General features: G+C 72.1%; 22 protein-coding genes and 3 tRNA genes. 5 read left to right on the top strand and 20 right to left on the bottom strand.

Going from position 1 to position 23,234, the window contains the following annotated elements:
- Window positions 1-14: 14 nt before the first annotated feature.
- The 6 genes from EI169_RS01535 to EI169_RS01510 all read right to left on the bottom strand — a co-directional run bounded on the left by EI169_RS01535 (window position 15) and on the right by EI169_RS01510 (window position 7,312).
- Window positions 15-2,540 carry an ATP-dependent Clp protease ATP-binding subunit gene (locus EI169_RS01535; protein ID WP_125130351.1) on the bottom strand — a complete coding sequence of 842 codons (2,526 nt, stop codon included), beginning with the start codon at window positions 2,538-2,540 and terminating at the stop codon, window positions 15-17.
- A 111-nt stretch (window positions 2,541-2,651) separates the two neighbouring features.
- The gene (locus EI169_RS01530) at window positions 2,652-3,446 is read right to left on the bottom strand and encodes an alpha/beta fold hydrolase (RefSeq protein WP_125130349.1); all 795 of its coding nucleotides are present in this window, start codon (window positions 3,444-3,446) and stop codon (window positions 2,652-2,654) included.
- A gap of 162 nt (window positions 3,447-3,608) precedes the next feature.
- Complete coding sequence (locus EI169_RS01525; protein ID WP_125130347.1) at window positions 3,609-4,532, bottom strand: DUF559 domain-containing protein; 924 nt, start codon at window positions 4,530-4,532, stop codon at window positions 3,609-3,611.
- 185 nt (window positions 4,533-4,717) lie between these two features.
- Window positions 4,718-5,458 carry a hypothetical protein gene (locus tag EI169_RS01520; protein ID WP_125130345.1) on the bottom strand — a complete coding sequence of 247 codons (741 nt, stop codon included), beginning with the start codon at window positions 5,456-5,458 and terminating at the stop codon, window positions 4,718-4,720.
- 118 nt (window positions 5,459-5,576) lie between these two features.
- The gene (cls, locus tag EI169_RS01515) at window positions 5,577-7,043 is read right to left on the bottom strand and encodes a cardiolipin synthase (protein ID WP_125130343.1); all 1,467 of its coding nucleotides are present in this window, start codon (window positions 7,041-7,043) and stop codon (window positions 5,577-5,579) included.
- Between the two features lie 77 nt (window positions 7,044-7,120).
- The gene (locus EI169_RS01510; protein WP_125130341.1) at window positions 7,121-7,312 is read right to left on the bottom strand and encodes a hypothetical protein; all 192 of its coding nucleotides are present in this window, start codon (window positions 7,310-7,312) and stop codon (window positions 7,121-7,123) included.
- Between the two features lie 117 nt (window positions 7,313-7,429).
- Here EI169_RS01510 and EI169_RS01505 point away from each other — a divergent pair, with 117 nt between their 5' ends.
- The gene (locus EI169_RS01505; RefSeq protein WP_125130339.1) at window positions 7,430-8,587 is read left to right on the top strand and encodes a DUF4192 family protein; all 1,158 of its coding nucleotides are present in this window, start codon (window positions 7,430-7,432) and stop codon (window positions 8,585-8,587) included.
- On the opposite strand, the gene lysS is transcribed toward EI169_RS01505, so the two are convergent.
- From lysS to tilS, 13 genes are all read right to left on the bottom strand, one after another.
- Window positions 8,580-10,121 carry a lysine--tRNA ligase gene (gene lysS / locus EI169_RS01500; protein WP_125130337.1) on the bottom strand — a complete coding sequence of 514 codons (1,542 nt, stop codon included), beginning with the start codon at window positions 10,119-10,121 and terminating at the stop codon, window positions 8,580-8,582. The genes EI169_RS01505 and lysS overlap by 8 nt on opposite strands.
- Before the next feature lie 61 nt (window positions 10,122-10,182).
- The gene (locus EI169_RS01495; protein WP_125130335.1) at window positions 10,183-11,040 is read right to left on the bottom strand and encodes a pantoate--beta-alanine ligase; all 858 of its coding nucleotides are present in this window, start codon (window positions 11,038-11,040) and stop codon (window positions 10,183-10,185) included.
- Window positions 11,037-11,762: a DUF2520 domain-containing protein gene (locus EI169_RS01490; RefSeq protein ID WP_125130333.1), complete on the bottom strand. Its 726-nt coding sequence runs from the start codon at window positions 11,760-11,762 to the stop codon at window positions 11,037-11,039. Before EI169_RS01490 ends, EI169_RS01495 begins: the two co-directional genes overlap by 4 nt.
- Window positions 11,759-13,384, bottom strand: coding sequence for a PH domain-containing protein (locus EI169_RS01485; protein ID WP_240640543.1), 1,626 nt, complete (start codon window positions 13,382-13,384; stop codon window positions 11,759-11,761). Before EI169_RS01485 ends, EI169_RS01490 begins: the two co-directional genes overlap by 4 nt.
- On the bottom strand, window positions 13,381-13,971 hold the full coding sequence (locus EI169_RS01480) for a PH domain-containing protein (RefSeq protein WP_125130331.1): 591 nt from the start codon (window positions 13,969-13,971) through the stop codon (window positions 13,381-13,383). Before EI169_RS01480 ends, EI169_RS01485 begins: the two co-directional genes overlap by 4 nt.
- On the bottom strand, window positions 13,919-14,410 hold the full coding sequence (locus EI169_RS01475) for a DUF3180 family protein (RefSeq protein WP_125130328.1): 492 nt from the start codon (window positions 14,408-14,410) through the stop codon (window positions 13,919-13,921). The genes EI169_RS01480 and EI169_RS01475 overlap by 53 nt, the downstream gene beginning before the upstream one ends.
- Complete coding sequence (folK, locus tag EI169_RS01470) at window positions 14,407-14,889, bottom strand: 2-amino-4-hydroxy-6-hydroxymethyldihydropteridine diphosphokinase (RefSeq protein WP_125130326.1); 483 nt, start codon at window positions 14,887-14,889, stop codon at window positions 14,407-14,409. The genes EI169_RS01475 and folK overlap by 4 nt, the downstream gene beginning before the upstream one ends.
- Window positions 14,886-15,290 (bottom strand): dihydroneopterin aldolase, encoded by a 405-nt coding sequence (folB, locus tag EI169_RS01465; RefSeq protein WP_240640539.1) that lies wholly within the window; start codon window positions 15,288-15,290, stop codon window positions 14,886-14,888. Before folB ends, folK begins: the two co-directional genes overlap by 4 nt.
- Window positions 15,278-16,081 carry a dihydropteroate synthase gene (folP, locus tag EI169_RS01460; RefSeq protein WP_125130323.1) on the bottom strand — a complete coding sequence of 268 codons (804 nt, stop codon included), beginning with the start codon at window positions 16,079-16,081 and terminating at the stop codon, window positions 15,278-15,280. Before folP ends, folB begins: the two co-directional genes overlap by 13 nt.
- Window positions 16,078-16,665, bottom strand: a complete 588-nt coding sequence (gene folE / locus EI169_RS01455) for a GTP cyclohydrolase I (protein ID WP_125130322.1) — start codon at window positions 16,663-16,665, stop codon at window positions 16,078-16,080. Before folE ends, folP begins: the two co-directional genes overlap by 4 nt.
- A gap of 2 nt (window positions 16,666-16,667) precedes the next feature.
- Entirely contained in the window at window positions 16,668-18,671 is a 2,004-nt protein-coding gene (ftsH, locus tag EI169_RS01450; RefSeq protein WP_125130320.1) for an ATP-dependent zinc metalloprotease FtsH, read from the bottom strand.
- Window positions 18,672-18,782: 111 nt separating this feature from the next.
- Window positions 18,783-19,334: a hypoxanthine phosphoribosyltransferase gene (hpt, locus tag EI169_RS01445; RefSeq protein ID WP_125130318.1), complete on the bottom strand. Its 552-nt coding sequence runs from the start codon at window positions 19,332-19,334 to the stop codon at window positions 18,783-18,785.
- 41 nt (window positions 19,335-19,375) lie between these two features.
- Window positions 19,376-20,377 carry a tRNA lysidine(34) synthetase TilS gene (gene tilS, locus EI169_RS01440; RefSeq protein WP_125130316.1) on the bottom strand — a complete coding sequence of 334 codons (1,002 nt, stop codon included), beginning with the start codon at window positions 20,375-20,377 and terminating at the stop codon, window positions 19,376-19,378.
- A gap of 224 nt (window positions 20,378-20,601) precedes the next feature.
- Between tilS and EI169_RS01435 the strand changes: the two genes are divergently transcribed.
- Window positions 20,602-21,135: an inorganic diphosphatase gene (locus EI169_RS01435; RefSeq protein ID WP_125130314.1), complete on the top strand. Its 534-nt coding sequence runs from the start codon at window positions 20,602-20,604 to the stop codon at window positions 21,133-21,135.
- 63 nt (window positions 21,136-21,198) lie between these two features.
- Here the strand turns inward: EI169_RS01435 and EI169_RS01430 are convergent, their stop codons facing one another.
- Entirely contained in the window at window positions 21,199-22,596 is a 1,398-nt protein-coding gene (locus tag EI169_RS01430; RefSeq protein WP_240640538.1) for a M23 family metallopeptidase, read from the bottom strand.
- A 216-nt stretch (window positions 22,597-22,812) separates the two neighbouring features.
- On the opposite strand from EI169_RS01430, the gene EI169_RS01425 reads away from it, so the two are divergent.
- From EI169_RS01425 to EI169_RS01415, 3 genes are all read left to right on the top strand, one after another.
- Window positions 22,813-22,885: transfer RNA gene (locus EI169_RS01425), tRNA-Glu, on the top strand.
- Window positions 22,886-22,914: 29 nt separating this feature from the next.
- Window positions 22,915-22,988: transfer RNA gene (locus EI169_RS01420), tRNA-Asp, on the top strand.
- 81 nt (window positions 22,989-23,069) lie between these two features.
- Window positions 23,070-23,142: transfer RNA gene (locus EI169_RS01415), tRNA-Phe, on the top strand.
- The last annotated feature ends 92 nt before the right edge of the window (window positions 23,143-23,234 follow it).

Genomic DNA, 23,234 nt, shown 5'->3' with positions numbered 1-23,234 from the left:
TCGGTGGCGGTGTGTCAGCTGCCCGCGACGATGTCGGGCGTGGCGGAGATCTCCCCGCCGGTGCCGACGCCGATCGCGACCTTCTCGCCGCGCGGACCGTGCTCGAAGACGAACTCGCCGTTCTGGGCGTCGACCTTCACGTGGTCGCCGGACTCCAGCTCGCCGTGCAGGATCTTCTCGCTGAGACGGTCCTCGACCTCGTGCTGCATCGCGCGACGCAGCGGCCGGGCGCCGAGAGCCGGGTCGAATCCGATCTCGATGAGACGCTCCTTCGCCGCCTGCGACAGCTCGATCGTCATGTCGCGGTCGAGCAGACGCTCGGACAGGCGCTTGGTGAACAGATCCACGATCTGCACGAGCTCGTCCTTGCTCAGCTGCGGGAACACGATGATGTCGTCGACGCGGTTGAGGAACTCGGGCTTGAAGTGACGCTTCAGCTCCTCGTTGACCTTGCCCTTCATGCGGTCGTACGACGTGGCGTTGTCACCCTCGACCTGGAACCCGACCGGGCCGCCGGCGATGTCGCGGGCACCCAGGTTGGTCGTCATGATGATGACGGTGTTCTTGAAGTCGACGACGCGGCCCTGACCGTCGGTGAGGCGACCCTCCTCGAGGATCTGCAGCAGCGAGTTGAAGATGTCGGGGTGGGCCTTCTCGATCTCGTCGAACAGCACGACCGAGAAAGGCTTGCGGCGCACCTTCTCCGTCAGCTGGCCGCCCTCTTCGAATCCGACGAATCCGGGAGGGGCGCCGAACAGACGCGACACGGTGTGCTTCTCACCGAACTCCGACATGTCGAGGGAGATCAGCGCGCCCTCGTCGTCGAAGAGGAACTCGGCGAGCGCCTTGGCCAGCTCCGTCTTCCCGACGCCGGTGGGGCCGGCGAAGATGAACGAGCCCGAGGGGCGCTTGGGGTCCTTCAGGCCGGCACGCTGACGACGGATCGTCTTGGAGAGGGCGGCGATCGCCTCCTCCTGACCGATGACGCGCTGGTGCAGCGCCTTCTCCATGAAGACGAGCCGGCTGGACTCCTCCTCCGTGAGCTTGAACACCGGGATGCCGGTGGCCTGCGCGAGCACCTCCGCGATCAGGCCCTCGTCGACGATCGCGTGCGACGCGACGTCGCCCGAGCGCCACTGCTTCTCCAGGCGCAGACGCTCGGCGAGCAGCGACTTCTCCTCGTCGCGCAGCGACGCGGCCTTCTCGAAGTCCTGCTCCTCGGAGGCCTGCTCCTTCTGCTCGCGGACCTTGGCGATCTTCTCGTCGAACTCGCGCAGCTCCGGCGGGCTCGACAGGATCGACAGACGCAGGCGAGCGCCGGCCTCGTCGATCAGGTCGATCGCCTTATCGGGGAGGAACCGGTCGCTGATGTAGCGGTCGGCGAGGTTCGCGGCGGCGACGATCGCGCCGTCGGTGATCTGCACCTTGTGGTGCGCCTCGTAGCGGTCGCGCAGCCCCTTCAGGATGTTGATCGCGTGGGGCAGGCTCGGCTCGGCCACCTGGATCGGCTGGAAGCGGCGCTCGAGCGCGGCATCCTTCTCGAAGTGCTTGCGGTACTCGTCGAGCGTCGTGGCGCCGATCGTCTGGAGCTCGCCGCGGGCGAGGAGGGGCTTGAGGATGCTCGCCGCATCGATCGCGCCCTCGGCGGCACCGGCACCCACGAGGGTGTGGATCTCGTCGATGAAGACGATGATGTCGCCGCGCGTGCGGATCTCCTTGGTGACCTTCTTCAGCCGCTCCTCGAAGTCGCCGCGGTAGCGGGAACCGGCGATGAGCGAGCCGAGGTCGAGCGAGTAGAGCTGCTTGTCCTTGAGCGTCTCGGGCACGTCGCCCTTCACGATCGCCTGCGCGAGGCCCTCGACGACGGCGGTCTTGCCGACGCCGGGCTCGCCGATGAGGACGGGGTTGTTCTTCGAGCGGCGCGAGAGGATCTGCATCACGCGCTCGATCTCCTTCTCGCGCCCGATGACCGGGTCGAGCTTGTTGTCGCGCGCGGCCTGCGTGAGGTTGCGACCGAACTGGTCGAGCACCTGCGAACCGCCCTGCGCGCCGCCGGTCTGCTGCTCGCCGGCGCCGGTGGCGACGCCCGCGGGCTCCTTGCCCTGGTAGCCCGAGAGCAGCTGGATGACCTGCTGACGCACCTTGTTGAGGTCGGCGCCGAGCTTGACGAGCACCTGGGCGGCGACGCCCTCGCCCTCGCGGATGAGGCCGAGCAGGATGTGCTCCGTGCCGATGTAGTTGTGGCCGAGCTGCAGCGCTTCGCGCAGCGACAGCTCGAGCACCTTCTTCGCACGGGGCGTGAAGGGGATGTGGCCGGTCGGCTGCTGCTGGCCCTGGCCGATGATGTCCTGGACCTGCTCGCGGACGGCGTCGAGCGAGATGCCGAGCGACTCCAGCGCCTTCGCGGCGACGCCCTCGCCCTCGTGGATCAGCCCGAGCAGGATGTGCTCGGTGCCGATGTAGTTGTGGTTGAGCATCTTCGCCTCTTCCTGGGCGAGCACAACCACACGACGGGCACGGTCGGTGAATCTCTCGAACATCCTCTAACCCTCCAGATGGGTTCGACGGGCGCGCTTCCGCGCTCGGTACATCGAGAGTAACGAGCGGTCGGATGCAGCGGGCCGGTGTTCGCCGTGGGCATACCGGCGCGCTCAGGCCGCGATGTAGTCGGCTCCGGCGGTGCGGAAATCGCGCGACCCGGGCGCGTTCGTGTGGTGCCGGCCGGGGATCTCGAAGAACTCGCCGTGGGGGGTGAGGCCGGCCAGACGGCGCGACTGCTCGAGGATCGGATCCTCCGAGCCGGTGGCGAAAAGGACCGGCTGCAGCGGCGGGCGGGCGGGGTCGGGGTCGGTCGTGCCGAGACGCATCCCCTCCGCCACGGCGATGAGCGCGCGCAGGTCGTTGCCCGGCACGCGCTCGGCGAGCATGACGTATCGCTGGGTCACCGCATCCTCGACCGGCTCGCCGCGCTCGGCGAACGCGCGCGCCTGATCGACTTTGAGCCGCGACAGCGGGCGGCCGTCGGGGATGCCGCCCAACACCGCGCGCTCGACGTGCTCGGGATGGTCGACGGCGAACTGCCACCCGACCCGCCCGCCGAGCGAGTAGCCGAGGTAGCGCACGCTGTCGAGCAGGTATGTGTCGAGCACCGTGATGAGGTCGTGCACGAGCGCCGACATGACGTAGGACTGCGGGTCGTGCGGCTTGTCGCTCGCGCCGTGCCCGCGCTGGTCGACGGCGAGCACGCGCATCCCGCGGCGCAGGAGCTCCCGCACCCAGCCCGTGTTCACCCAGTTGTCGCGCGTGCTCGAGCCGAACCCGTGCACGGCCAGCACGGGCGGCGCGTCGTCGTCGCCCCACGAGTAGGTGGCGAGGCGCACGCCATCGCCGACCATGACGTACTGGGGCGGGGGGACCTCGGTCAGCGCCGGGATCGCAGCATCCATGGCTCTCATCGTGCCGCACCCGCGGGCCCGCACCCGGCTGCGTCCGCCCCGCAACTTCCCGCCTTCTTATCGTTTCGCCCGCTTCTCCCCCGGTTTGCTCCGCTCGCTCGTCGTATATCGCGCGGAAATCCGCCCGAGAGCCGCGATATACGCCGAGTGAACTCAGCCGCGGGCGGCGGCGAGCGCCCGGCGCACGCGGGCGGCGGCCGATCCGCCGTGCAGGTCCTCGCGCGTGAGGCGGATGACGGTCCACCCGAGGGCGGCGAGCGCCTCGTAGCGGCGGATGTCTCGCGCCCATTGGGCCGGGTCGGTCAGGTGCTGCTCGCCCTCGTACTCGACGGCGACGCGCCGGCGCGGGTACGCGAGGTCCAGGCGCGCGACGAACCGGCCGTCGCCGTCGAAGACCTCGTGCGCCGCGACCGGCTCGGGCAGCCCCGTATCCACGAGGAGAAGCCGCACCCAGGTCTCCGGCCGGGACGAGGCCCCGGTGCGGATGCGCGGCAGAGCGGCGCGCAGCGCGTGCACTCCGACGCGCCGGCCGGCCCTCACCGCCGCTTCGAGAGCCGCGATCGTCGTCAGCGCCGCGGGGTCGTGCGGATGCTGCGGCACGCGCACGATCGCGTCGCCGGCGGCCACGAGATCGTACGGGTGCCACAGCAGCGCGCCCAGCATCGCCCACGTCGTCGCGGGGTCGGCGATGCGCAGGGCGAGCGACGGATGCTCCACCACCGTCACGAGATGCTCGGCGACCGCGTGACCGCGGACTCCGCGGCCGCGGGGGCTGCGCAGCGGCAGAAGCACGCTGATGTCGATGTCGTCGCCGGGAAGCCCGGGCGGCAGCGGCATTCCCCACGCCGCCGCGGCGCTGATGTGACTGACGAATTCCTCTGCGCTCGCGGCGGATGCGAAGGCGACGACGCGGCGGATGTGCGCCTCGAGCGGGCTGAGCGGCTCGTCGCTCGGCACCTGGCGCACGCCATGGAACGGACGCTCGAAGCGCGCCGAGTCGAGCGTCGACGCCGCCCATCCCGCCGCGCGCCCCGCCGACACCGGGAACGCGTCGGGGAGATCGTCGAGCCGGCGCATCCCCCGACGGTGTCACCGCCGCCCGCCTCACGGGCGCGGCGCCCCGATCCCGTGCACCACACCTCGCCGCGCGCGGCTGTGCAGGAGGGGTGCCCACCGCTCGCTCGGCGTATATCCGCGTCGAAACCGTGTCGAGGCGCGGATATACGACGAGCGAACGGAGGGAGGAGTGCGCGGCGGGCGAGCTACGGGGTGCCGGCGACGGCGATGCGGGTCGGGGCGGGGGCGGCGGATGCGGCGCCGCCGGTGAGCACGAGGTCGTAGGCCGTGCCGGGCTCGGCGCCCCCGATCGGCACGACCGTCACGCGCGGCGCCATGTCGGCCGTGCAGATCTGGTCGGCGGGCGGGGTCGCGAGCGTGACGGCGATCTCGCCGGGCGCCGAGACCGCCGCATCCGCGATGGCGGGCGGGCAGCTCGATGAGCCCCACGTGAGGAGCGCGATCGTGTCGGCGCCGGCCCATCCGGCGCTCGGCTGCGCCGCCTCCAGGCCGCCGGCGGGCGTGAGACCGGGCGCCGCGGCGAGCGTCGTCCGGCCGGTGTAGCTGTCGCCGCGGATCTCGATCGGCACGTCGGCGGCGGTGTCGACGCCCTCGGGTGTCGGCACGGCGATACCGCGCAGCACCGCATCGCGCGTGCACGCGCCGTCGCGGTCGACGAGCGACACCTGCACGACACCGTCCTCCACCTCGACCTGCTCGGCGAGCGGCGGACACGTGGAGCTGCCGCGCAGCAGCACACCGATCATGTCGCCGCCGTCCAGCCAGGCCGCCGACACCTCGACCTCCGCCGGTGTCGACGCCCCGGGCCTCGAGGGCGACACGTCGACGGGACCGGCAGGGCCGCCGGTCGCGCAGCCCGCGAGCGCGCCGAGACCGAGGAGCCCCGCGACCAGGGCGGCGGGGAGCATGCGTGCGCGAACGGACATGGAACCTCCGGGGGAAATCGCGGGCTTCCATCCTCGCGAGCCGACCTGGGTGGAGGCGACGGATCCGGTAACGCGCACGTCACGATTCCGGATGCGGCGGCGGCGCCGCATCCGCCGGTCACTGCAGGGCGGAGGTGAGACGCGCCAGGTTGTCGAGCAGCGTCGAGCGCAGCGGCTGGTTGAGCCACTCCTCGAGGGTGAGACGGCGGCTGAGGTCGCGGTACCGGCCCTCGACGACCCGCATGTCGCGCACGAACTCCTCGCCGCGCACGAGCATCGAGATCTCCAGGTTCAGACCGAACGAGCGCATGTCCATGTTGCTCGACCCGATGACGCCCACCTCGTCGTCGATCGTGAGGCTCTTCGAGTGCAGGATGTAGGGCTTCGGATACATCCAGATGTGCACGCCCGCACGCAGCAGCGCCTCGTAGTAGCTGCGCTGCGCGTGGTAGACGAGAGCCTGGTCGCCCTCCTCCGACACGAACAGCTCGACGTGCACACCGCGCTGGCACGCGGTCGTGATGGCGAGCAGCAGAGCCTCGTCGGGCACGAAGTAGGGGCTCACGATGATGATGCGCTCGCGGGCGGCGAAGAGCAGCCCGAGGAACAGCTTGAGGTTGTTCTGGAAGTCGAAGCCGGGGCCGGACGGCACGATCTGGCAGTCGAGGTCGCCGGGGCCGGACCGGACGGAGAACAGGTCGATCTCGTCGGTGAGCACCTCGTCGGTCTCGCTGTACCAGTCCGAGAGGAACACGGCGTTGATGCTCGCGACGACCGGCCCCTCGACCCGCACCATGAGGTCGACCCAGTGCAGGCCGCGGCGGATGTTCTTTCGGAGGTTGTACGTCGAATCCGTGACGTTCTGCGAGCCCATGTACGCGACGACGCCGTCGACGACGAGGAGCTTGCGGTGATTGCGCAGGTCGGGTCGCTGGTATCGGCCGCGGAGCGGTTGCACGGGGAGCAGCAGATGCCAGTGCGCACCCATCGCGCTCAGGCGCCGCAGCGTCTTGCGGTAGTACGGCTTGCCGCGGTTGGCCCAGTGGTCCAGCAGCACGCGCACGACGACGCCGCGGGCGGCGACCTCCTCGAGCGCGCGGAAGAAGTCGTCGGTCGTCGCATCCGACTGCAGGATGTAGAACTCGACGTGCACGTAGCGCTCGGCGCGTCGGATCGCGGCGGCCATCTCGGCGATGCTCCGCTCGTAGTCGGAGATGAGCGTCGCGCCGTTGTCGCCGGCGATCGGCATCGCGCCGAGGTTGCGGTTGAGGTGCACGAGCGAGCGGAACCAGGCCGGCGCGTTCGGGCGCAGCGTGCCGAACTCGAGCGACGCGCTCGTCTCGCGGATGTAGTCGTTGATCGCGCTCTGCTTGCGCCGGAGCTTGCGGGGCAGCCGGGGGTTGCCGATCAGCAGGAACAGCAGCACGCCGACGTACGGGATGAAGTAGATGGCGAGCAGCCACGCCATGGCGGCGGTGGGTCGGCGGTTGCGCGGGACGATGATGAGCGCGGTGATGCGGATCGTCACATCCACGATGAGGAGTACGACGACCCACCATGTGGCGTCGAAGGTGACGTCGACCACCTGCACCCCCGTCCGAAGCTCCCCCAGCGTATCGAACGGGGCGGACGCGGCCGCTCAGACGGGCCGCGCGCGCGGCGTCAGCGCTCGGAGGCGGCGGAATCCACCGGCGGCAGGCCGCGCTTGGCGCGCTCCTCGGCCTCGACCCGCGCGTAAGCCTTGCGCTCGGTGCGGTCCATGCGGAGGATCCCGCGGAGGATGAAGAAGAACAGCACCGACACCGCGACGGTCGGCAGCAGCGACCAGATCACGGCACTCCAGTAGGCATCCACCCCTCCAGGATACGTCCGTCCCGACTCGTCGTCCCCCGCGCGCCCGCGGCCGCGGTTGTCCCCGGATGCGGCGACCCGGCGCCGCTCGATCGCCGTCCCCCGCGCACGCTGGCCGCCATGACCACTGTGATCCGGGCGGCCGGCGCCGCCGACTTCCTGGCCCTCGTGCCGCACCTCATCGGCTACCGCCCGGTGCGCAGCCTCGTGCTGATCCCGTTCGAGGACAGCCGCACGCTCGGCGCGCTGCGCCTGGACCTGCCTCCGGACGACCTGCCCCCGCTCGAGCGCGAGAGCATGAGCGCCACGGCCATCGGCATGGTGTGCAAGGTGCGCCACGCCGACGCCGTCGCCCTCGTCGTCTACACCGACGATCCCGTCGCCGCCGGCGCGGCCGTGCCCGCGTCTGCGCTCGTGGCGGAGGTGCTCCAGCGCGCGGACATGTGCGGCCTGCGGATCACCGACGCGCTGTGCGTCGGCCACGACGCGTGGGTCGCGTACGCCGAGCCGGCGCGCATCCACGCGGCGGCCGAGATCCGCGCCGCCGACGCGGCGACCACGGGCCTTCCGCCGGTCGGCGGCGATCAGGCCTCGGGTGCGGAGCTGCCGCCGGCCGACCTCGCGGCGAAGGAGCGGGTGGCGCGTGCGCTCGACGAGATCGGTCACGCCATGACGGCGCTCTTCGGCGACGAAACGGACACGGCACGGCCGAACGGGGAGACAGCGGGCGGTGGGGAGCGCGAGCGCATCCGACCGCAGGCGCTCGCGACCGTGTGCCGCCTCGACGACGTGCCGCTGCTGTTCGAAGACGCGCTCGCCGAGGCCGCCGACCGCCTCGATCCGTACGACGCGGCCGCGCTCGTGTGGTGCCTCGACCGCCCGGGCCTGCGCGACGTGGCCCTCATGCAGTGGTTCGCCGACCTGGCTGCCGGCGACGCGGCGTTCGACGCGCAGATGCGCTGGAGCGACGGCGCCCCGTACCCCGAAGAGCTCGCCGCTCCGATGTGGGGCGAGGGCCCTCAGCCCGACCCTGTGCGCCTGCTCGGTGCCCTCGCGCTGACCCGCCGGCTCGCCGCCGTCGCCCCCCGCGCCCTCCGCCCCGGCGCCCTGTCGGCGTGCGCGTGGCTCGCGTGGGCGGTGGGCCGCTCGACGCACGCCGCGCAGTACGCGGCATGGGCGCTCGAGATCGACCCGGCGCACGGACTCGCCGCGATCGTGCACGCGATGGTCGACGCCGCACACCTGCCGGAGTGGGTCTACGAGCGGTCGGCTACTTGACGAGCGGGAAGAGGATCGTCTCGCGGATGCCGAGCCCCGTGATGGCCATGAGCAGCCGATCGATCCCCATGCCCATGCCTCCGCTCGGCGGCATGCCGTGCTCGAGGGCCCGCAGGAACTCCTCGTCGATGCGCATCGCCTCGTCGTCGCCGCGCGCGGCGAGCTTGGCCTGCTCGGTGAAGCGCTCGCGCTGGATCACCGGGTCGACGAGCTCGGAGTATCCGGTGGCGAGCTCGAAGCCGCGCACATACAGGTCCCACTTCTCCACGACGCCCGGGATCGACCGGTGCTCGCGGACGAGCGGGCTCGTGTCGAGGGGGAAGTCCATCACGAACGTCGGGCGGGTGAGCCCAGGCTTCACGAAGTGCTCCCACAGCTCCTCGACCCACTTGCCGTGGGTCTCATGCGCGGGTGCGTCGGCGCCGGCCGCCGCGCCGATGGCGCGCAGCTCGTCGAGCCCCGTCTGCGGCGTCACAGGGGCAGTGCCGGGGAGCTCCCGGGCGAGCGCGTCGTTGAGCGAGTCGTACATGGACAGGCGGTCCCACTCGCCGCCGAGGTCGTACTCGGTGCCGTCGGCCCACGTCACCGTCGTCGAGCCGGCCACGGCGATCGCCGCGTCCTGGACGAGGGCCTGCGTGAGGTCGGCGATGCCGTTGTAGTCCGTGTACGCCTGGTAGGCCTCGAGCATCGCGAACTCGGGACTGTGCGTGGAGTCGGCGCCCTCGTTGCGGAAGTTGCGGTTGATCTCGAACACGCGCTCGATGCCGCCGACCACGGCGCGCTTGAGGTACAGCTCGGGGGCGATGCGCAGATACAGCTCCGCGTCGAACGCGTTCGAGTGCGTCACGAACGGCCGCGCGCTCGCGCCGCCGGGCTGCACCTGCAGCATCGGGGTCTCGACCTCGAGGAAGTCACGCTCGGCGAACGTGCGCCGCAGGCTCGCGTTGACCTTCGCGCGCGCGACGACCGTCTCGCGCGCACGGTCGCGCACGATGAGGTCGAGGAACCGGCTGCGCACGCGGCTCTCCTCGCTCAGCTCCGCATACATGTTCGGCAGCGGCAGCACGGCCTTCGCCGCGATCGCCCACTCGCTCACCATGATCGACAGCTCTCCGCGACGGCTGGAGACCACCTCACCCGAGACGAACACGTGGTCGCCGAGGTCGACGAGCTCCTTCCACTGCTGGAGCGACTCCTCGCCGACGTTCGCGAGCGAGACCATCGCCTGGATGCGGCTGCCGTCGCCGGCCTGCAGCGACGCGAAGCACAGCTTGCCGGTGTTCCGGCTGAAGACGACCCGGCCGGCGACCCCGACCGTCACGCCCGTCTCGGCCCCGGCCTCGAGGTCGCCGTAGCGCGCGCGGACGTCGGCGATCGTGTCCGTCACCGGCACCGTCACGGGGTACGGCCCGCCCGCCGCATCCGCCCGCTCCGCGAGCAGCCGCTCGCGCTTGGCCAGGCGTACGGCCTTCTGCTCGAAGACGTCCTCCTCGGAGGGCTCGTCAGCGGCGTCGTTCGCGGGCGCGTCGGTCATCGGAAGTTCTCCTCGGGGTCCTTCCGAGTCTACCGGCGGCCGCGGCGCCGCCCGCGGGCCGTCAGTGCACGTAGATGTCGGTGTTGTCGATGAAGCGGTGCCCACCGACCGTCGCGGCGATGAGGGCGGTCGCCCGCCCGGCATGGCCCTCGTCGACGGGGAGGAAGGTCGCCGGGTCGACCACGGTGAGGTACTCCAGACGGATGCGCGGCTCGCCCATGAGGGCGGACTGCGCGGCCGCGATGCATGCGTCGACACCGCGGTCGGCGGTGGATGCGGCGGCGTCGAGCGCCTGCGTGAGCTTGGCCGCGGCGCGGCGGTCGTCGGCGTCCAGCAGGGCGATGCGCGACGAGATCGGCAGGCCGTCGTCGGCGCGCACGGTCGGCCCCGTGACCACCCGGACGTCGAAGAACAGGTCGCGGATCATCCGCCGCACGAGGAACACGCGCTGCAGGTCGCGTTCTCCGTAGACGGCGACCTGCGGCTGCACGAGATGGAACAGGATCGCCTCGACGGTGAGGAGGCCCTCGAAGTAGTACGGCCGCGCGCGCCCCTCGTGACGCAGGCCCAGATCTCCCGCGCTCACGCGCGTGGTCGCGAACCCGGCGGGCAGGAGCTCGTCCGCGGTCGGCGCGAACACGACGTCCACCTCGAGCGACTCGAGCAGCTCGTCGTCCTCGCGCGGGCTCTGCGGGTACGCCGCGGCGTCGTCGCGGGTGCGGAAGCGCAGCGGATTGACGAAGCGCGACACCACGACGACGTCGGCGCTCTCCTGCGCGAGCCGGACGAGGTCGATGTGCCCGTCGTGCAGGGCGCCGAGGGTCGACAGCAACGCGACCGCGGGTGCGCCGGAGCCGGCGGACCGACCGTCGCGGATCTCGGCGAGCGCGGCGCGCAAGCCCGCGACGGTGCTGATCATCCGTCGATCGTAGCGTCCGGGGGCAGCGCGTCCGGCCCGGCCGGCGTGCTCTCGGCGAGCGCCTGATCGACCGTCGAACGCACGAGCGCCGACAGGTAGCCGCCCGGGTTCGCCACCCCCACGCCCGCGAGCAGCCCCGCCGCCTGCTGCACGATCGACCGCGAGAACTGGGTGGCCGTGGCGATCGCCTCGGCGTACGCGGGACGGTCGGCCTCGGCGATCACGACGGGCTCGCAGCCGAGCTCGACGGCGAGCGCCTGCGCGATGGGCAGCACCGGCGCCGGGGCGGTGACCGCGGCATAGCCCTGCGCGAGCTGGCGCAGATCGATCGACGTGCCGGTGAAGCTGATCGCCGGGTGCACCGCGAGCGGGATCGCGCCGCTGCGCAGCGCCGGCTCCAGCACGCCGTATCCGTATGCGGCGTCGACGTGCATGACGAGCTGCCCCGGCTGCCACGCCCCGACGTCGGCGAGGCCGGCCACGACGTCGGGGAGGATGTCGTGGGGCACGGCGACGACGACGAGCTCCGCGCGGCGCGCCACCTCGTCGGCGGGGAGGACGTCGACTCCCGGCAGCAGCGCGTCCAGGCGGTCGGAGTCGGATGCGGCGGTGATGCCGATGAACGCGTGCCCGGCGCCGCGCAGGGCCGCTCCGACGACGGTGCCCACGCGCCCGCCGCCGATCACGCCGACGCCGAGCCGCCCGTCGCGCACGCGGCTCATCGCGCCCACCGGTGCGTGCGGTCGGATGCGGCGGCGGAGACCGCGGCCTCGGCGGTGCGCGCGAACATCGCGACGGCGTCGTCGCGGTCGAGGGCGCCGAGCGAGGTGGTGGCGCTGCCGGCGACGACGTGCGCCGTGAGGCTCGCGAGCCGCAGCGCGCGTGCGAGCGGACCCTGCTCGAGGCCGATGCTCTGCATCCGCGCGAGGGGGACCACGGTCAGCGTGCGCCACACGACGCCGCGGCGCATCACGAGGACGTCGTCGGCGAGCGCGATGCCGTTGCGGCGCCACGACAGCGGCCGCAGCACACGGCCGCGCCGGGGCGTCGTCGTGAAGGGGTCGTCGGCGCGCGGGCCGCCGATGCCGACGTCGATGCCGCTGTCGAGCACGAGGCGCCGCTCGTCGTCGTTCACGTCGGGCAGCAGCAGCCCGAGCACGCGCTCGACGTCGGCGCGGGTGCCGACGGGCAGCACGGTGGTCAGCTGCTCGGTGGAGGTGTCGCTCGACGCGCGGCCGGAGATGCGGTTGACGGTGATCGTCCACCAGCCGAACGGGCGCCACAACAGCGACTGGCGCACCTCGAGCGCGTGGACACGGCCGGGCGGGAGGATCTCGGTGACGGTCGTGAACAGCCCGAAGGTCACCCGGACGCCGCTGGACGTGGGGGCGATCGAGTACCGCAGCGCCTTCACGAACGAGCGGACCGCGTAGGCGAGGAAGCCGAGGAGGGCCGGGATGAACGTGAAGAGCAGCCACGGCACCTGCCAGATCGCGCCGGCGGCCACGACCGCGACGATGACGGCGAGCCCGAGCACCGAGCCGCTGAGCACGCGCGAGGCGGCGAGCCGCGCCGGCGGGATCCGCACCACCGACTCGGGCGCGACGTCGGTGTCCTCGCCGTCGATGAGGCCGGCGATGCCGGCGCCGACCACGCCCGCGGCCTGCTGCACACGGCCGCGGGGTGCCGCCGCATCCGCCGACGCCGACCGCGCCTCGGCGAGGCGCCGCCCCGACGCGAGCCGCAGGATGTCGGCGCGCACCGTGTCGGCGTGCGTGGTGGAGAGGTACTCGAGCTTGACGTTGCCGTCGGTGCCGGCGCCGACCACCTCGAGCTTGGCCAGGCCCAGCAGCCGCGCGACGAGCGGTCGGACGAGGTTGACGCCCTGCACGCGATCGAGCGGCGCACGCCGGTGCGTGCGGAAGAGCACGCCCGAGCGCACCTCGACGTCGTCGCCGGTGATCCGGAAGGTGTGGAAGCGCCACGAGAGCCAGAAGATGCCCAGCAGCACGAGCAGCGCGCCGAGCACCACGAGACCCGCGACCAGCAGCAGGCCGTGGTCGAGGACGTAGTCGACCGGATCGGGCGGCGCCTCCCCGCCGCCGTCGGGCAGGAGCGCCGGCAGGAACCACTCGACGAGGCGCTCGCGCAGGTTCGCCACGACGAGGCCGATCACGACGAGGAGGAACAGGCCGCCGCGCAGGAGCGGTGACAGCGGATGCAGCCGATGCCACTCGCCGTCGCTGAGCGGCGAGCGCACATCCTCGGCGGGCGGCGCGGCAGGAGAGCTCGGCAGCGCGGCAGGCGAGCTCGGCGGCGCGTCGGGGAGCGGGACGTCGCTCACAGGCCGGTCCGACGGGTCTCGGCCACGTCGATGAGGGTGTCGCGCAGGCGCTCGGCCGCCTCCTGCGTGAGCCCGGGGATCACGACACCGGTCGTCGCGGCGGCGGTGACGAGCTTCACCTGCGCGATGCCGAAGCCGCGGTCGAGCGGTCCGTGGGTGATGTCGATCAGCTGCATCCGCCCGTAGGGCACCGCCACCATGCGCTGCCACAGGATGCCGCGGCGGAACACGAGGTCGTCGCGGCGCAGCTGGTAGCCGTACGACCGCGCCTGGCGCGGCGTGATCGCGAGGGTCCACACGCAGCCGGCGGCGATGACTCCTGCCGGGATCCACGGCCACGGCGTGCCGGACCACGTCTGCGCGGCGAAGCCGGCCGCGATCACGACCGCGAGCAGCGCGGCGGTGGAGATCAGCCGCACGGTGACATACGCGCGCGCCAGCTGGTGCCACGTGCCGTCGCCGAGCGGCAGCCGCGCGGCACCGCGGGGTTCGCGGATGCGCTCGAACGTCGCGCGGTCCAGGATCGCGTCGTCGTCAGCGGAGGGCGTCGTCGACTCCGGAGGAGGGCCCGCCGGGCTCGTCGTCATCGTCGTCCTTCCGCAGGGTGCACAGCTGTTCGGCGATCAGCCCCGCCGCGACGAGCACCACTGCGCACACCGCGGTCGCGATGACCGTTCCCAACGAGCCTAGCGACGGTGTCGCCGGGCGAGTCAGGACGAACGCGAGCAGCCCCACGGCGAGTCCCCCGGTCACCGCGCCGACGATGGAGGACGCCTTGGCGAGGATCGCGATGCGCAGGGCCCGGAACGGGTTGACCGGCCCCGGTGCCCGGCCGCGGGTGGCGCGGAAGATCGGGATGGCGAGGGCCAGCACGATGCCGCCGAGGAGCAGCAGCAGGATCGGCAGGCTCACCGCGGGCGTGAACGTCGGGCGCCCCATCGCGGTCAGCACGTTGTCGAGCGCGAAGCCGGCCGCGATGCCGAGCGCCGCGACGAGGAGGAGGACACCGGCGCCGGTGCGCTTCATCCGTCCTCCCGGAGGCGCGCGACGAGGTCGGCGACGCGGCCGGCGCGGGGCAGCACCGCGTCGGGGTCGAGCTCGAGCCACGGTGCGAGCACGAAGAGGCGCTCGGCGGCACGCGGATGCGGCAGCACGAGCCGTGCGTCGTCGGAGCGCACGTCGCCCCACGCGACGAGGTCGAGGTCGAGCGTGCGGTCGCCCCACCGCTCGCGCCGCTCCCGGCCGTGCCGCGCCTCGATGCGGTGCAGCTCGAGCAGGAGCACGCTCGGCGCGAGGCGCGTCCGCACGAGCGCGACGGCGTTGAGGTAGCGGGGCGCGTCGGCGTCCTCGCCGTCGGGGCGCACTGCGACGGTCTCCAGCGCGCGCGAGACGCGCACGTGGTCGACGAGCGGGAGCGCGGCGAGCTCGCGGAACGCCGACTCGAGCGTCTCGACGCGATCGCCGAGGTTCGACCCCGCCGCGACCACGGCCACGGGGGCGCTCATCGCGGTCCCGCGGCGAATCCGGCCGGCCGGGAGAGCGGCCGCGATCGCCGGATCGTGACGGACACGTCGTCGAAGGGCACCGTGATCGGCGCGGACGGCTTGTGCACGGTGACGGTGACGATCTGCACGCGCTCGTCGCTCAGCGCGGCGTCGGCGATCCGCTGCGCGAGCGTCTCGATGAGGTTCACGGGCTCGCCCGCGACGACCGCGGCGACCCGCTCGGCGAGCTCGCCGTAGTGGACGGTGTCGGCCACGTCGTCGGATGCGGCGGCGGCGGTGGTCGCGACGCCCAAGGTGAGGTCGATCACGAACTCCTGGCCGTCGCGGCGCTCGTGGTCGAACACGCCGTGGCGGCCGAACACGCGCAGCCCCGTCATGGTGATCTCGTCTACGACGTCCACGGCGACTCCCACAGTTCGGCGACGCGCAGGGCGTCGCGGGTGGCGGCGACATCGTGCACACGCACGCCCCAGACGCCGGCGCGCGCGGCGAGCACGCTCGTCACCGCCGTCGCGAGGTCTCGTCGCTCGATGGACGGGTCGTCGCCGAGCGCGTCGGCGAGGAAGCGCTTGCGGCTCGTGCCGATCAGCACGCGCGGTCCGAGACTCGTCAGCTGCGGCAGGGCGCGCAGCGTCTGCCAGTTCTGCGCACCGCGCTTGCCGAAGCCGATGCCGGGGTCGAGCACGATGCGCGCCGGGGGGATGCCCGCGGCGGCGGCCGCCTCGACGCGGCCGGTCAGCTCGGCGGCGACCTCGCGGGCGACGTCGTCGTAGACGGCGGTCGCGTACATGTCGCCGGAGGGGCCGCGCCAGTGGCCGAGCACGATGTCGGCGTCGGTGCCCGCGACGGCGGCGAGAATCTCGGGGTCGGCGAGCCCGCCGGAGACGTCGTTGACGTAGCGCGCGCCGGCGGCCGCGGCGGCCACGGCGGTCTCGGCGTTCATCGTGTCGATGCTGACGACGATGCCGTCGCCCGCGAGCGCGGTGACCACGGGGAGCACCCGCTCGCGTTCGAGGCGCGGGTCGACGCGCTCCGCGCCGGGGCGCGTGGACTCGCCGCCGACGTCGACGATGCCGGCGCCCTCCGCGCGCAGGCGGCGGCCGTGCGCGATCGCGTCGTCGGGGTCGAGATAGCGTCCGCCGTCGCTGAAGGAGTCGGGCGTGGCGTTGACGATGCCCATGATCACGCTCATGCCCGCGCCCCCAGGAGCGCGACGAGCTCGGCACGTGCGAACGGCTCTGCCAGCTCGCCGCGGGCGGCGATCGTCACGGTCGACGACTCGGTCTGTCGCGGCCCGCGCATCGTGACGCACTCGTGGACGGCGTCGAGCACGACGAGCACGCCGCGGCAGTCCAGGGAGTCGTCGATCACGTCGGCGATCTGCTCGCCGAGCCGCTCCTGCACCTGCGGCCGCGACGAGAGGATCTCCGTCACTCGCGCGAGCGCGCCGAGCCCCACGACCTCCTCGCCCGGCAGGTACGCGATGTGCGCGCGACCGCGGAAGGGCAGCAGATGGTGCTCGCAGATCGAGCGGAACGCGATGTCGCGCACCATCACCGCGCCCGACGGGAGGGTGTCGGGGGCGGGACCGCGCGTGACCGAGATCGTCTGCGCGAGCGGGGCCGCCGCATCCGCGCCGACACCCGCGAAGAACTCCTCGTAGGCCGCGGCGACGCGCTCGGGCGTCTGGCGGAGGCCCGGACGGTCCGGGTCCTCCCCGATCGCCTCGAGCAGCTCGTGGACGATCGCGGCGACGCGGGCGCGGTCGACGGCCACGCCTACGCGGTCGCCGGCCGCGCCTGTCCGCTCGGGCGGCGGCGCGGGGCCTTCTCGGTGCGCTGCTCCGCCTCGACGGATGCGGCGACGCCGGCGGGCTCGGACCGACGCGGCACCTCCACCGGCGGCAGCGGCGACACGGGACGATCGCTCGAGGAGAGCCACTGCGGACGCGGCGGGAGGCGCTTGACGTCCTTGAAGATCTCGGCGAGCTCGAGGTGGTCGAGCGTCTCCTTCTCCAGCAGCGCGAGCGCGAGCTTGTCGAGGATGTCGCGGTTGTCGTTGATGACCTGGTACGCCTCGTTGTGCGCCTGCTCGATGAGCGCGCGCACCTGGGCGTCGACGCGCTCGGCGATGCGCTCGCTGAAGTCGCGGCCGTGGCCCATGTCGCGGCCCATGAACACCTCGCCCGAGGACGACCCGAGCTTGACCGGGCCGACGTCGGTGGTCATGCCGTACTCGGTGACCATCTTGCGGGCGATGCTCGTGGCCTTCTCGATGTCGTTCGAGGCGCCGGTGGTGGGGTCGTGGAAGACGATCTCCTCGGCCACGCGGCCGCCCATGGCGTACGTGAGCTGGTCCTGCAGCTCGTTGCGCGTCACGGAGTACTTGTCGTCGAGCGGCAGCACCATCGTGTAGCCGAGCGCCTTGCCGCGCGGCAGGATCGTGACCTTCGTGACGGGGTCGGTGTGGTTCATCGCGGCCGCGGCGAGGGCGTGGCCGCCCTCGTGATACGCCGTGATGAGCTTCTCCTTCTCCTTCATCACGCGCGTACGACGCTGCGGACCCGCGATGACGCGGTCGATCGCCTCGTCGAGGGCGCGGTTGTCGATGAGCTGCGCGTTCGAGCGCGCCGTGAGGAGAGCGGCCTCGTTGAGCACGTTCGCGAGGTCGGCACCCGTGAAGCCGGGGGTCTTCCGCGCGACGACCTCGAGGTCGACGCTGTCGGCGAGCGGCTTGCCGCGCCCGTGCACCTCGAGGATGCGCTGGCGGCCCTTGAGGTCGGGTGCGTCGACGCCGATCTGGCGGTCGAAGCGGCCGGGGCGCAGCAGCGCCGGGTCGAGGATGTCGGGGCGGTTGGTCGCCGCGATGACGATGACGTTCGCCTTGGGGTCGAAGCCGTCCATCTCCACGAGCATCTGGTTCAGCGTCTGCTCGCGCTCGTCGTGGCCGCCGCCCATGCCGGCGCCGCGGTGACGGCCGACGGCGTCGATCTCGTCGATGAAGATGATGGCCGGGGCGTTCTCCTTGGCCTGGTTGAACAGGTCGCGCACGCGGCTCGCGCCGACGCCGACGAACATCTCGACGAAGTCGGAGCCGGAGATCGAGTAGAACGGCACGCCCGCCTCGCCCGCGACGGCGCGCGCGAGGAGCGTCTTTCCGGTTCCGGGAGGGCCGTACAGGAGCACGCCCTTCGGGATGCGGGCGCCGACGGCCTGGAACTTCGCCGGGTCCTTCAGGAAGTCCTTGATCTCCTGGAGCTCCTCGATCGCCTCGTCGGAGCCGGCGACGTCCTGGAAGGTGACCGTCGGGCTCTCCTTCGTCACGAGCTTCGCGCGCGACTTGCCGAACTGCATCACGCGGCTGCCGCCGCCCTGGGCGCTGGAGAGGAGGAACCAGAAGAGCACGCCGAGCAGCAGCAGCGGGAGCAGGAGGGAGAGGAAGCCGTCGAACCACGAGGGCTTCGGGACGAGGTCGTTGTAGCCGTCGGAGGGGGCCGCGGTGTCGATAGCCTGCACGACCTCGTCGGCGCGCGCGCTCACGTAGTAGAACTGCACCTGCGTCGCACCCTCGAACGGCGACGACAGCGTCATGTCCACGCGCTGGTCGCCGTCGGTGTTCGTGACCTCCGTCACCGTGCCGCCCTGGAGCAGCTCGAGGCCCTGCTGGGTCGAGATCTGCTTGGCCCCGTTGAGGTTCGTGATCAGCGAGAACCCGACGATGAGGAGGATCCCGATGAGCACGACATACAGGATCGGGTTGCGCGTCAGCTTCTTGAAGTCCATGGTTCGGGCGTCGCCCAAGACCCTTCCATCCGAGAGTCCGCCGCTCAGGCGGTCGTCTCAGAGTAACGCGGGCCGACTATGCCGGGCCTGTGCGTTCGTCGTGGGCGTACGTCAGCTGTAGACGTGGGGGGCGAGCACCGCGACGTCGCGGAGGTTGCGGTAGCGCTCGGCGTAGTCCAGGCCGTAGCCGATGACGAAGTCGTTGGGGATGTCGAAGCCGACGTACCGGCAGTCGAGCTCCACCTTCATGGCGTCGGGCTTGCGCAGGAGCGCGAGGATCTCGATCGACTCGGCGCCGCGTGAGGCGAAGTTCTCCAGCAGCCAGCTGAGCGTCAGGCCGGAGTCGATGATGTCCTCGACGATCAGCACGTGGCGGCCGTGGAGGTCGGTGTCGAGGTCTTTGCGGATCTGCACGACACCGCTCGACCGGGTGCCGGTGCCGTAGGACGACACCGCCATCCAGTCCATCTCCATGTGCATGGGCAGGTGCCGCGCGAAGTCGGCCATCACCATGACGGCGCCCTTGAGCACGCCGACCAGCAGCAGGTCCTTGCCGGCGTAGTCGGCGGCGACCCGGGCGGCGAGCTCCGCGAGCTTGTCCTGGATCTGCTCTTCGGTGAGGAGCACCTGCGAGATGTCGTCGGGGATGTCGGCCGCACGCATGCGTTCGATCCTACGCATCGAGGCGGGCGGCGCCCGCGGGATCAGCCGGCGGCGGTGAAGACGAGGCGCGCGCCGACGCGGCGGGCGCTGCATCCGGGCAGGTCGATCGGCCCCTGCCCCGCCCAGTCCGTCACGAGCCGGGCGACTTCGAGCGTCTGCCGGCGGGTCAGGCTCTCGCCGAACTCGCTCGCGACCACGTGGCGGATGATGCGGTGCCGCAGCGCCGCGGGATTCGCGGCGAGCGCGGGCACCGAGACCGAGATGCCCGCCTCGGCGTGCTCGACGATGTCCTCGATGGTCTCGTCGATCATGTCGGCGAACGCGGACGCGTCCTCCCGCAGCTGCTCGGCCGTGCGGGCGAGGGCCTCGGCGATGCCGGGGCCGAGCTCGGCCTCGAGCACCGGCAGGACGCGCTCCCGCACGCGCACCCGGGCGAAGCGCTCGTCGGCGTTGTGCGGGTCGTCCCACGGCGCGAGCCCCTCCGCTGCGCACGCGGCGCGCGTGGTCGCGCGGCGGACGTCGAGGAGCGGACGCACGAGCGGCACGCCCTCGATCTCCGCGACGGCCGCCATGCCCTGCAGGCTCGTCGCCCCCGAACCGCGCGCGAGTCCGAGGAGCACCGTCTCGGCCTGATCGTCGAGCGTGTGCCCGGTGAGGATCGCCGCCGCCCGCTCGGCGCGTGCCGCGTCCACCAGCGCCGCGTAACGCGCGGTGCGGGCCGCCGCCTCCGGCCCACCCTCGCCGTCGACCGCGACGCGCACGACCCGGGCGGCGAGACCGAGGGCGGATGCGGCGGCGGCCGCTGCATCCGCGACCGCGTCCGATCCCGCCTGCAGGCCGTGGTCGACGACGAGCGCCACGGGACGGAAGCCGAGCTTGGGCGCCTCGAACGCGGTCGCCGCGGCGAGGGCGAGGGAGTCGGCCCCGCCCGAGAGCGCCACGATCACGGCGGGGTCGCCGTCGACGGGGAGCAGCTCGAGGGCGGCGCGGACCGCGCGGCGCACTTCGGCGACGGCGGGGTCGAGGCTCGGGCGGCGGTACACGCGCCCACGCTACCGGGCGCCCGTGCCGCCCCTCCCAGCTCGCTTCTCAGGAGATTTCGTTGTCGCTCGGGGAGGGATCCGCGTCTTTCCGCCGCACGGCTTACCCCCGGCGGTGAAATCTCCTGAGAAACGGACAGCAGCGGGAGGGCCGACCCCGACACGGAGGAGAGCGAGCGGCCCCACTAGGCTGGGCGCGGCATTTCCCTGATCGAAGGAGCACACGTATGGGCGCGTACGACGCCGTCATCGAGATCCCGCGCGGCAGCCGCGTGAAGTACGAGGTCGACCACGGCACCGGCCGGGTCTTCCTCGACCGCATCCTCTACACGGTGTTCGGCTACCCCGCCAACTACGGCTTCTTCGAGAACACGCTCGGCGAGGACGGCGACCCGCTCGACGTGCTCGTGCTGCTCGACCGCGACCTCTACCCCGGCATCCTCGCCAAGGTGCGTCCCGTCGCGGTGCTGAAGATGAGCGATGAGGCCGGCGGCGACGACAAGGTCGTCGCGGTGCTCGCGAAGGACCCGCGCTGGGACCACATCCAGGACGTCGACGACATCGACGAGTGGACCAAGAAGGAGATCGCGCACTTCTTCGAGCACTACAAGGACCTCGAGCCCGGCAAGTGGGTCAAGGTGGACGAGTGGGCCGGCGCCGCCGAGGCGGAGCGCCTGGTCGGCGAGGCGTTCGAGCGCTTCGACGAGCACGAGGGCCAGACCAAGACGCAGGGTGAGGGCGAAGCGCCCAACACGCTCTGACACCGGATGCAGCGAAGCCCGGCTCCCGCGAGGGCCGGGCTTCGTCGTTGCGTGAGGCGCGACTCAGACGCCGACGCCGCGCGCGCGCAGGAACGGCGCCGGGTCGACGGTCTTGCCGTTCTGGTACACCTCGAAGTGCAGGTGGCAGCCGAACACGTTGCCGGTGAGACCCACGACACCCACCTGCTGCCCCGCGCCGACTCGCTGGCCGACGCTGACGACGACCCGGCTGTTGTGGGCGTAGCCGGTCGCGATGCCGCCGCCGTGGTCGATGCGCACGTAGTTGCCGTAGCCGCCATTCCAGCCGGCGTAGGTGACGGTGCCCGCGGCTGCGGCGTAATTGCCGGCGCCGCATCCGGCACCGAAGTCGATGCCCAGGTGGAAGCTGCTCGCGCAGTAGCTCGGCGTGCACTGGCTCGACCGCGGGCCGTACCACGAGCTCACGCCCGCGTAGGAGGGGCGCACCCACCCGGAGCCGCCGCCACCGCCGCCACCGCCACCGCCACCGCCGCCACCGCCACCGCCCTGGTTGGCAGCGGCCGCCGCCGCAGCCGCCGCAGCGGCCTCACGGGCACGGCGATCGGCCTCTTCGCGCTCGCGACGCTCGCGCTCCTCGCGGCGGCGCCGCTCCTCCTCGACGCCCGCCTGGTAGTCGGCGACCGTCTTGGCGGTGGTGTCCTTGAGGGCGGCGAGCTGAGCCTCGAGCGTCACCTGGTTCGCCTGCTGCGCGGTGAGCGCGTCCTGCGCCGCCTGCGCCGCCGCCTGAGCCGCGGCGAGCTTGGCCTCGGCCTCCTGCTGCAGACGGTCGCGCTCGGCGCGCTTGACGGCGGCCTGATCGCTGAGACTCTGCGCCGAGTTGCGGGCCTGCACGGCCTGGTCGTACACGGTTCGGTTGCGCTCGATGACCTTGTCCATCGTGCCGAGCTTGGCCAGCAGGTCGTCGGCGGATGCGGCGGACCCCGCGAAGAACAGTTCGAGCGGAGTGTCGTCACCGCCGCTCCGGTACAGCTGCGCCGCGATCCGGCCGGCTTTCTGCGCCGCATCCGCCGCCTCGGCCTGCTTCGCGTCGGCCTGGGCCTGCAGCTGGTCGGCTTCGTACGCGGCCTCGAGGAAGGCCTGCTGGGCGTTGTAGTACTCGTTCGAACGCGCCACGACCTCGGCCTGCGTGCGCTGCACGTCGGCCGCCAGGGCCTGGATGAGGCCCTGGATGCGCGTGATCTCGGCGGCCTTCGCGGCCTCGTTCGCCCGCGCGTTCTGCACGTCCTGCCACGAGGGGTAGCCCTCGATCGCGCGGGCGGGCGAGAGGATCGGGCCGCCGGCCGCGCCGATGACGCCGAGCGAGACGGCGCCGATCGCGCCGAGGGCGAGCGCGCTGCGGCGGTCCATCGAGGGCCACAGCGCGCGACGCTCACGGGGACTGGGTGCGCAATCGCACTCCTCGTCCAGTCGTTCCAGCGTCACGCGTGCACCCTTCGCTTCACGGCAGAAACTCGATCCACAGTAACAACACCAGTCACAGAAGCAACAGCCCCTGTGCGCAGGGAGCCGTCGTCCATGCTGAGCGGCGAACACCCCGGTGGCGGGCAGGCGCGCCCTCGATTGGCGGATCCGTCGGGGATTGCGTATGCTTGGGCGTCGGCAAGTGAGCGCCGAGCCGCGTGGCGAAGGGGCTCATCCGGCCCCATCGTTTAGCGGCCTAGGACGCCGCCCTTTCACGGCGGTAGCACGGGTTCGAATCCCGTTGGGGTCACTTCCACCGACACACAATTCAAAAAGCATGGCCCTGTAGCGCAGTTGGTTAGCGTGCCGCCCTGTCACGGCGGAGGTCGCGGGTTCAAGTCCCGTCAGGGTCGCTCCGAGCGACGGGCCTTCTTTCGAGGAGGCCTTTCGTCTAGGACGTGGCATCGCGTCGCTTCGCGATACGGATGCTGCGCGGCTCTGTAGCTCAGTTGGTAGAGCGTTCGACTGAAAATCGAAAGGTCACCGGATCGATGCCGGTCGGAGCCACAAGGGTGATCGTTACAATCACCCCAGAAACCCTCGCGTAGCTTCTACATCGCGGGGGTTTTGCCTTTGCCTGGCGAGAGGGCGGTGTCGAG

The organism is Microbacterium sp. 10M-3C3, from assembly GCF_003931875.1.
Classification (GTDB): Bacteria; Actinomycetota; Actinomycetes; order Actinomycetales; family Microbacteriaceae; genus Microbacterium.
Note: the sequence above shows the minus strand (reverse complement) of the source record. Positions and strands in the feature narration are given on the sequence as shown.

Excerpts from the sequence above, each read along its gene's own strand:
- folP (WP_125130323.1), bottom strand. The coding sequence starts at position 16,081 with ATGAGCGTGATCATGGGCATCGTCAACGCCACGCCCGACTCCTTCAGC.
- EI169_RS01475 (WP_125130328.1), bottom strand. The coding sequence starts at position 14,410 with ATGAAGCGCACCGGCGCCGGTGTCCTCCTCCTCGTCGCGGCGCTCGGC.
- EI169_RS01435 (WP_125130314.1), top strand. The coding sequence starts at position 20,602 with ATGGGCGCGTACGACGCCGTCATCGAGATCCCGCGCGGCAGCCGCGTG.
- EI169_RS01505 (WP_125130339.1), top strand. The coding sequence starts at position 7,430 with ATGACCACTGTGATCCGGGCGGCCGGCGCCGCCGACTTCCTGGCCCTC.
- EI169_RS01480 (WP_125130331.1), bottom strand. The coding sequence starts at position 13,971 with ATGACGACGAGCCCGGCGGGCCCTCCTCCGGAGTCGACGACGCCCTCC.
- lysS (WP_125130337.1), bottom strand. The coding sequence starts at position 10,121 with ATGACCGACGCGCCCGCGAACGACGCCGCTGACGAGCCCTCCGAGGAG.
- hpt (WP_125130318.1), bottom strand. The coding sequence starts at position 19,334 with ATGCGTGCGGCCGACATCCCCGACGACATCTCGCAGGTGCTCCTCACC.
- EI169_RS01525 (WP_125130347.1), bottom strand. The coding sequence starts at position 4,532 with ATGCGCCGGCTCGACGATCTCCCCGACGCGTTCCCGGTGTCGGCGGGG.
- folK (WP_125130326.1), bottom strand. The coding sequence starts at position 14,889 with ATGAGCGCCCCCGTGGCCGTGGTCGCGGCGGGGTCGAACCTCGGCGAT.
- ftsH (WP_125130320.1), bottom strand. The coding sequence starts at position 18,671 with ATGGACTTCAAGAAGCTGACGCGCAACCCGATCCTGTATGTCGTGCTC.
- EI169_RS01495 (WP_125130335.1), bottom strand. The coding sequence starts at position 11,040 with ATGATCAGCACCGTCGCGGGCTTGCGCGCCGCGCTCGCCGAGATCCGC.
- EI169_RS01520 (WP_125130345.1), bottom strand. The coding sequence starts at position 5,458 with ATGTCCGTTCGCGCACGCATGCTCCCCGCCGCCCTGGTCGCGGGGCTC.
- EI169_RS01490 (WP_125130333.1), bottom strand. The coding sequence starts at position 11,762 with ATGAGCCGCGTGCGCGACGGGCGGCTCGGCGTCGGCGTGATCGGCGGC.
- EI169_RS01535 (WP_125130351.1), bottom strand. The coding sequence starts at position 2,540 with ATGTTCGAGAGATTCACCGACCGTGCCCGTCGTGTGGTTGTGCTCGCC.
- EI169_RS01530 (WP_125130349.1), bottom strand. The coding sequence starts at position 3,446 with ATGGATGCTGCGATCCCGGCGCTGACCGAGGTCCCCCCGCCCCAGTAC.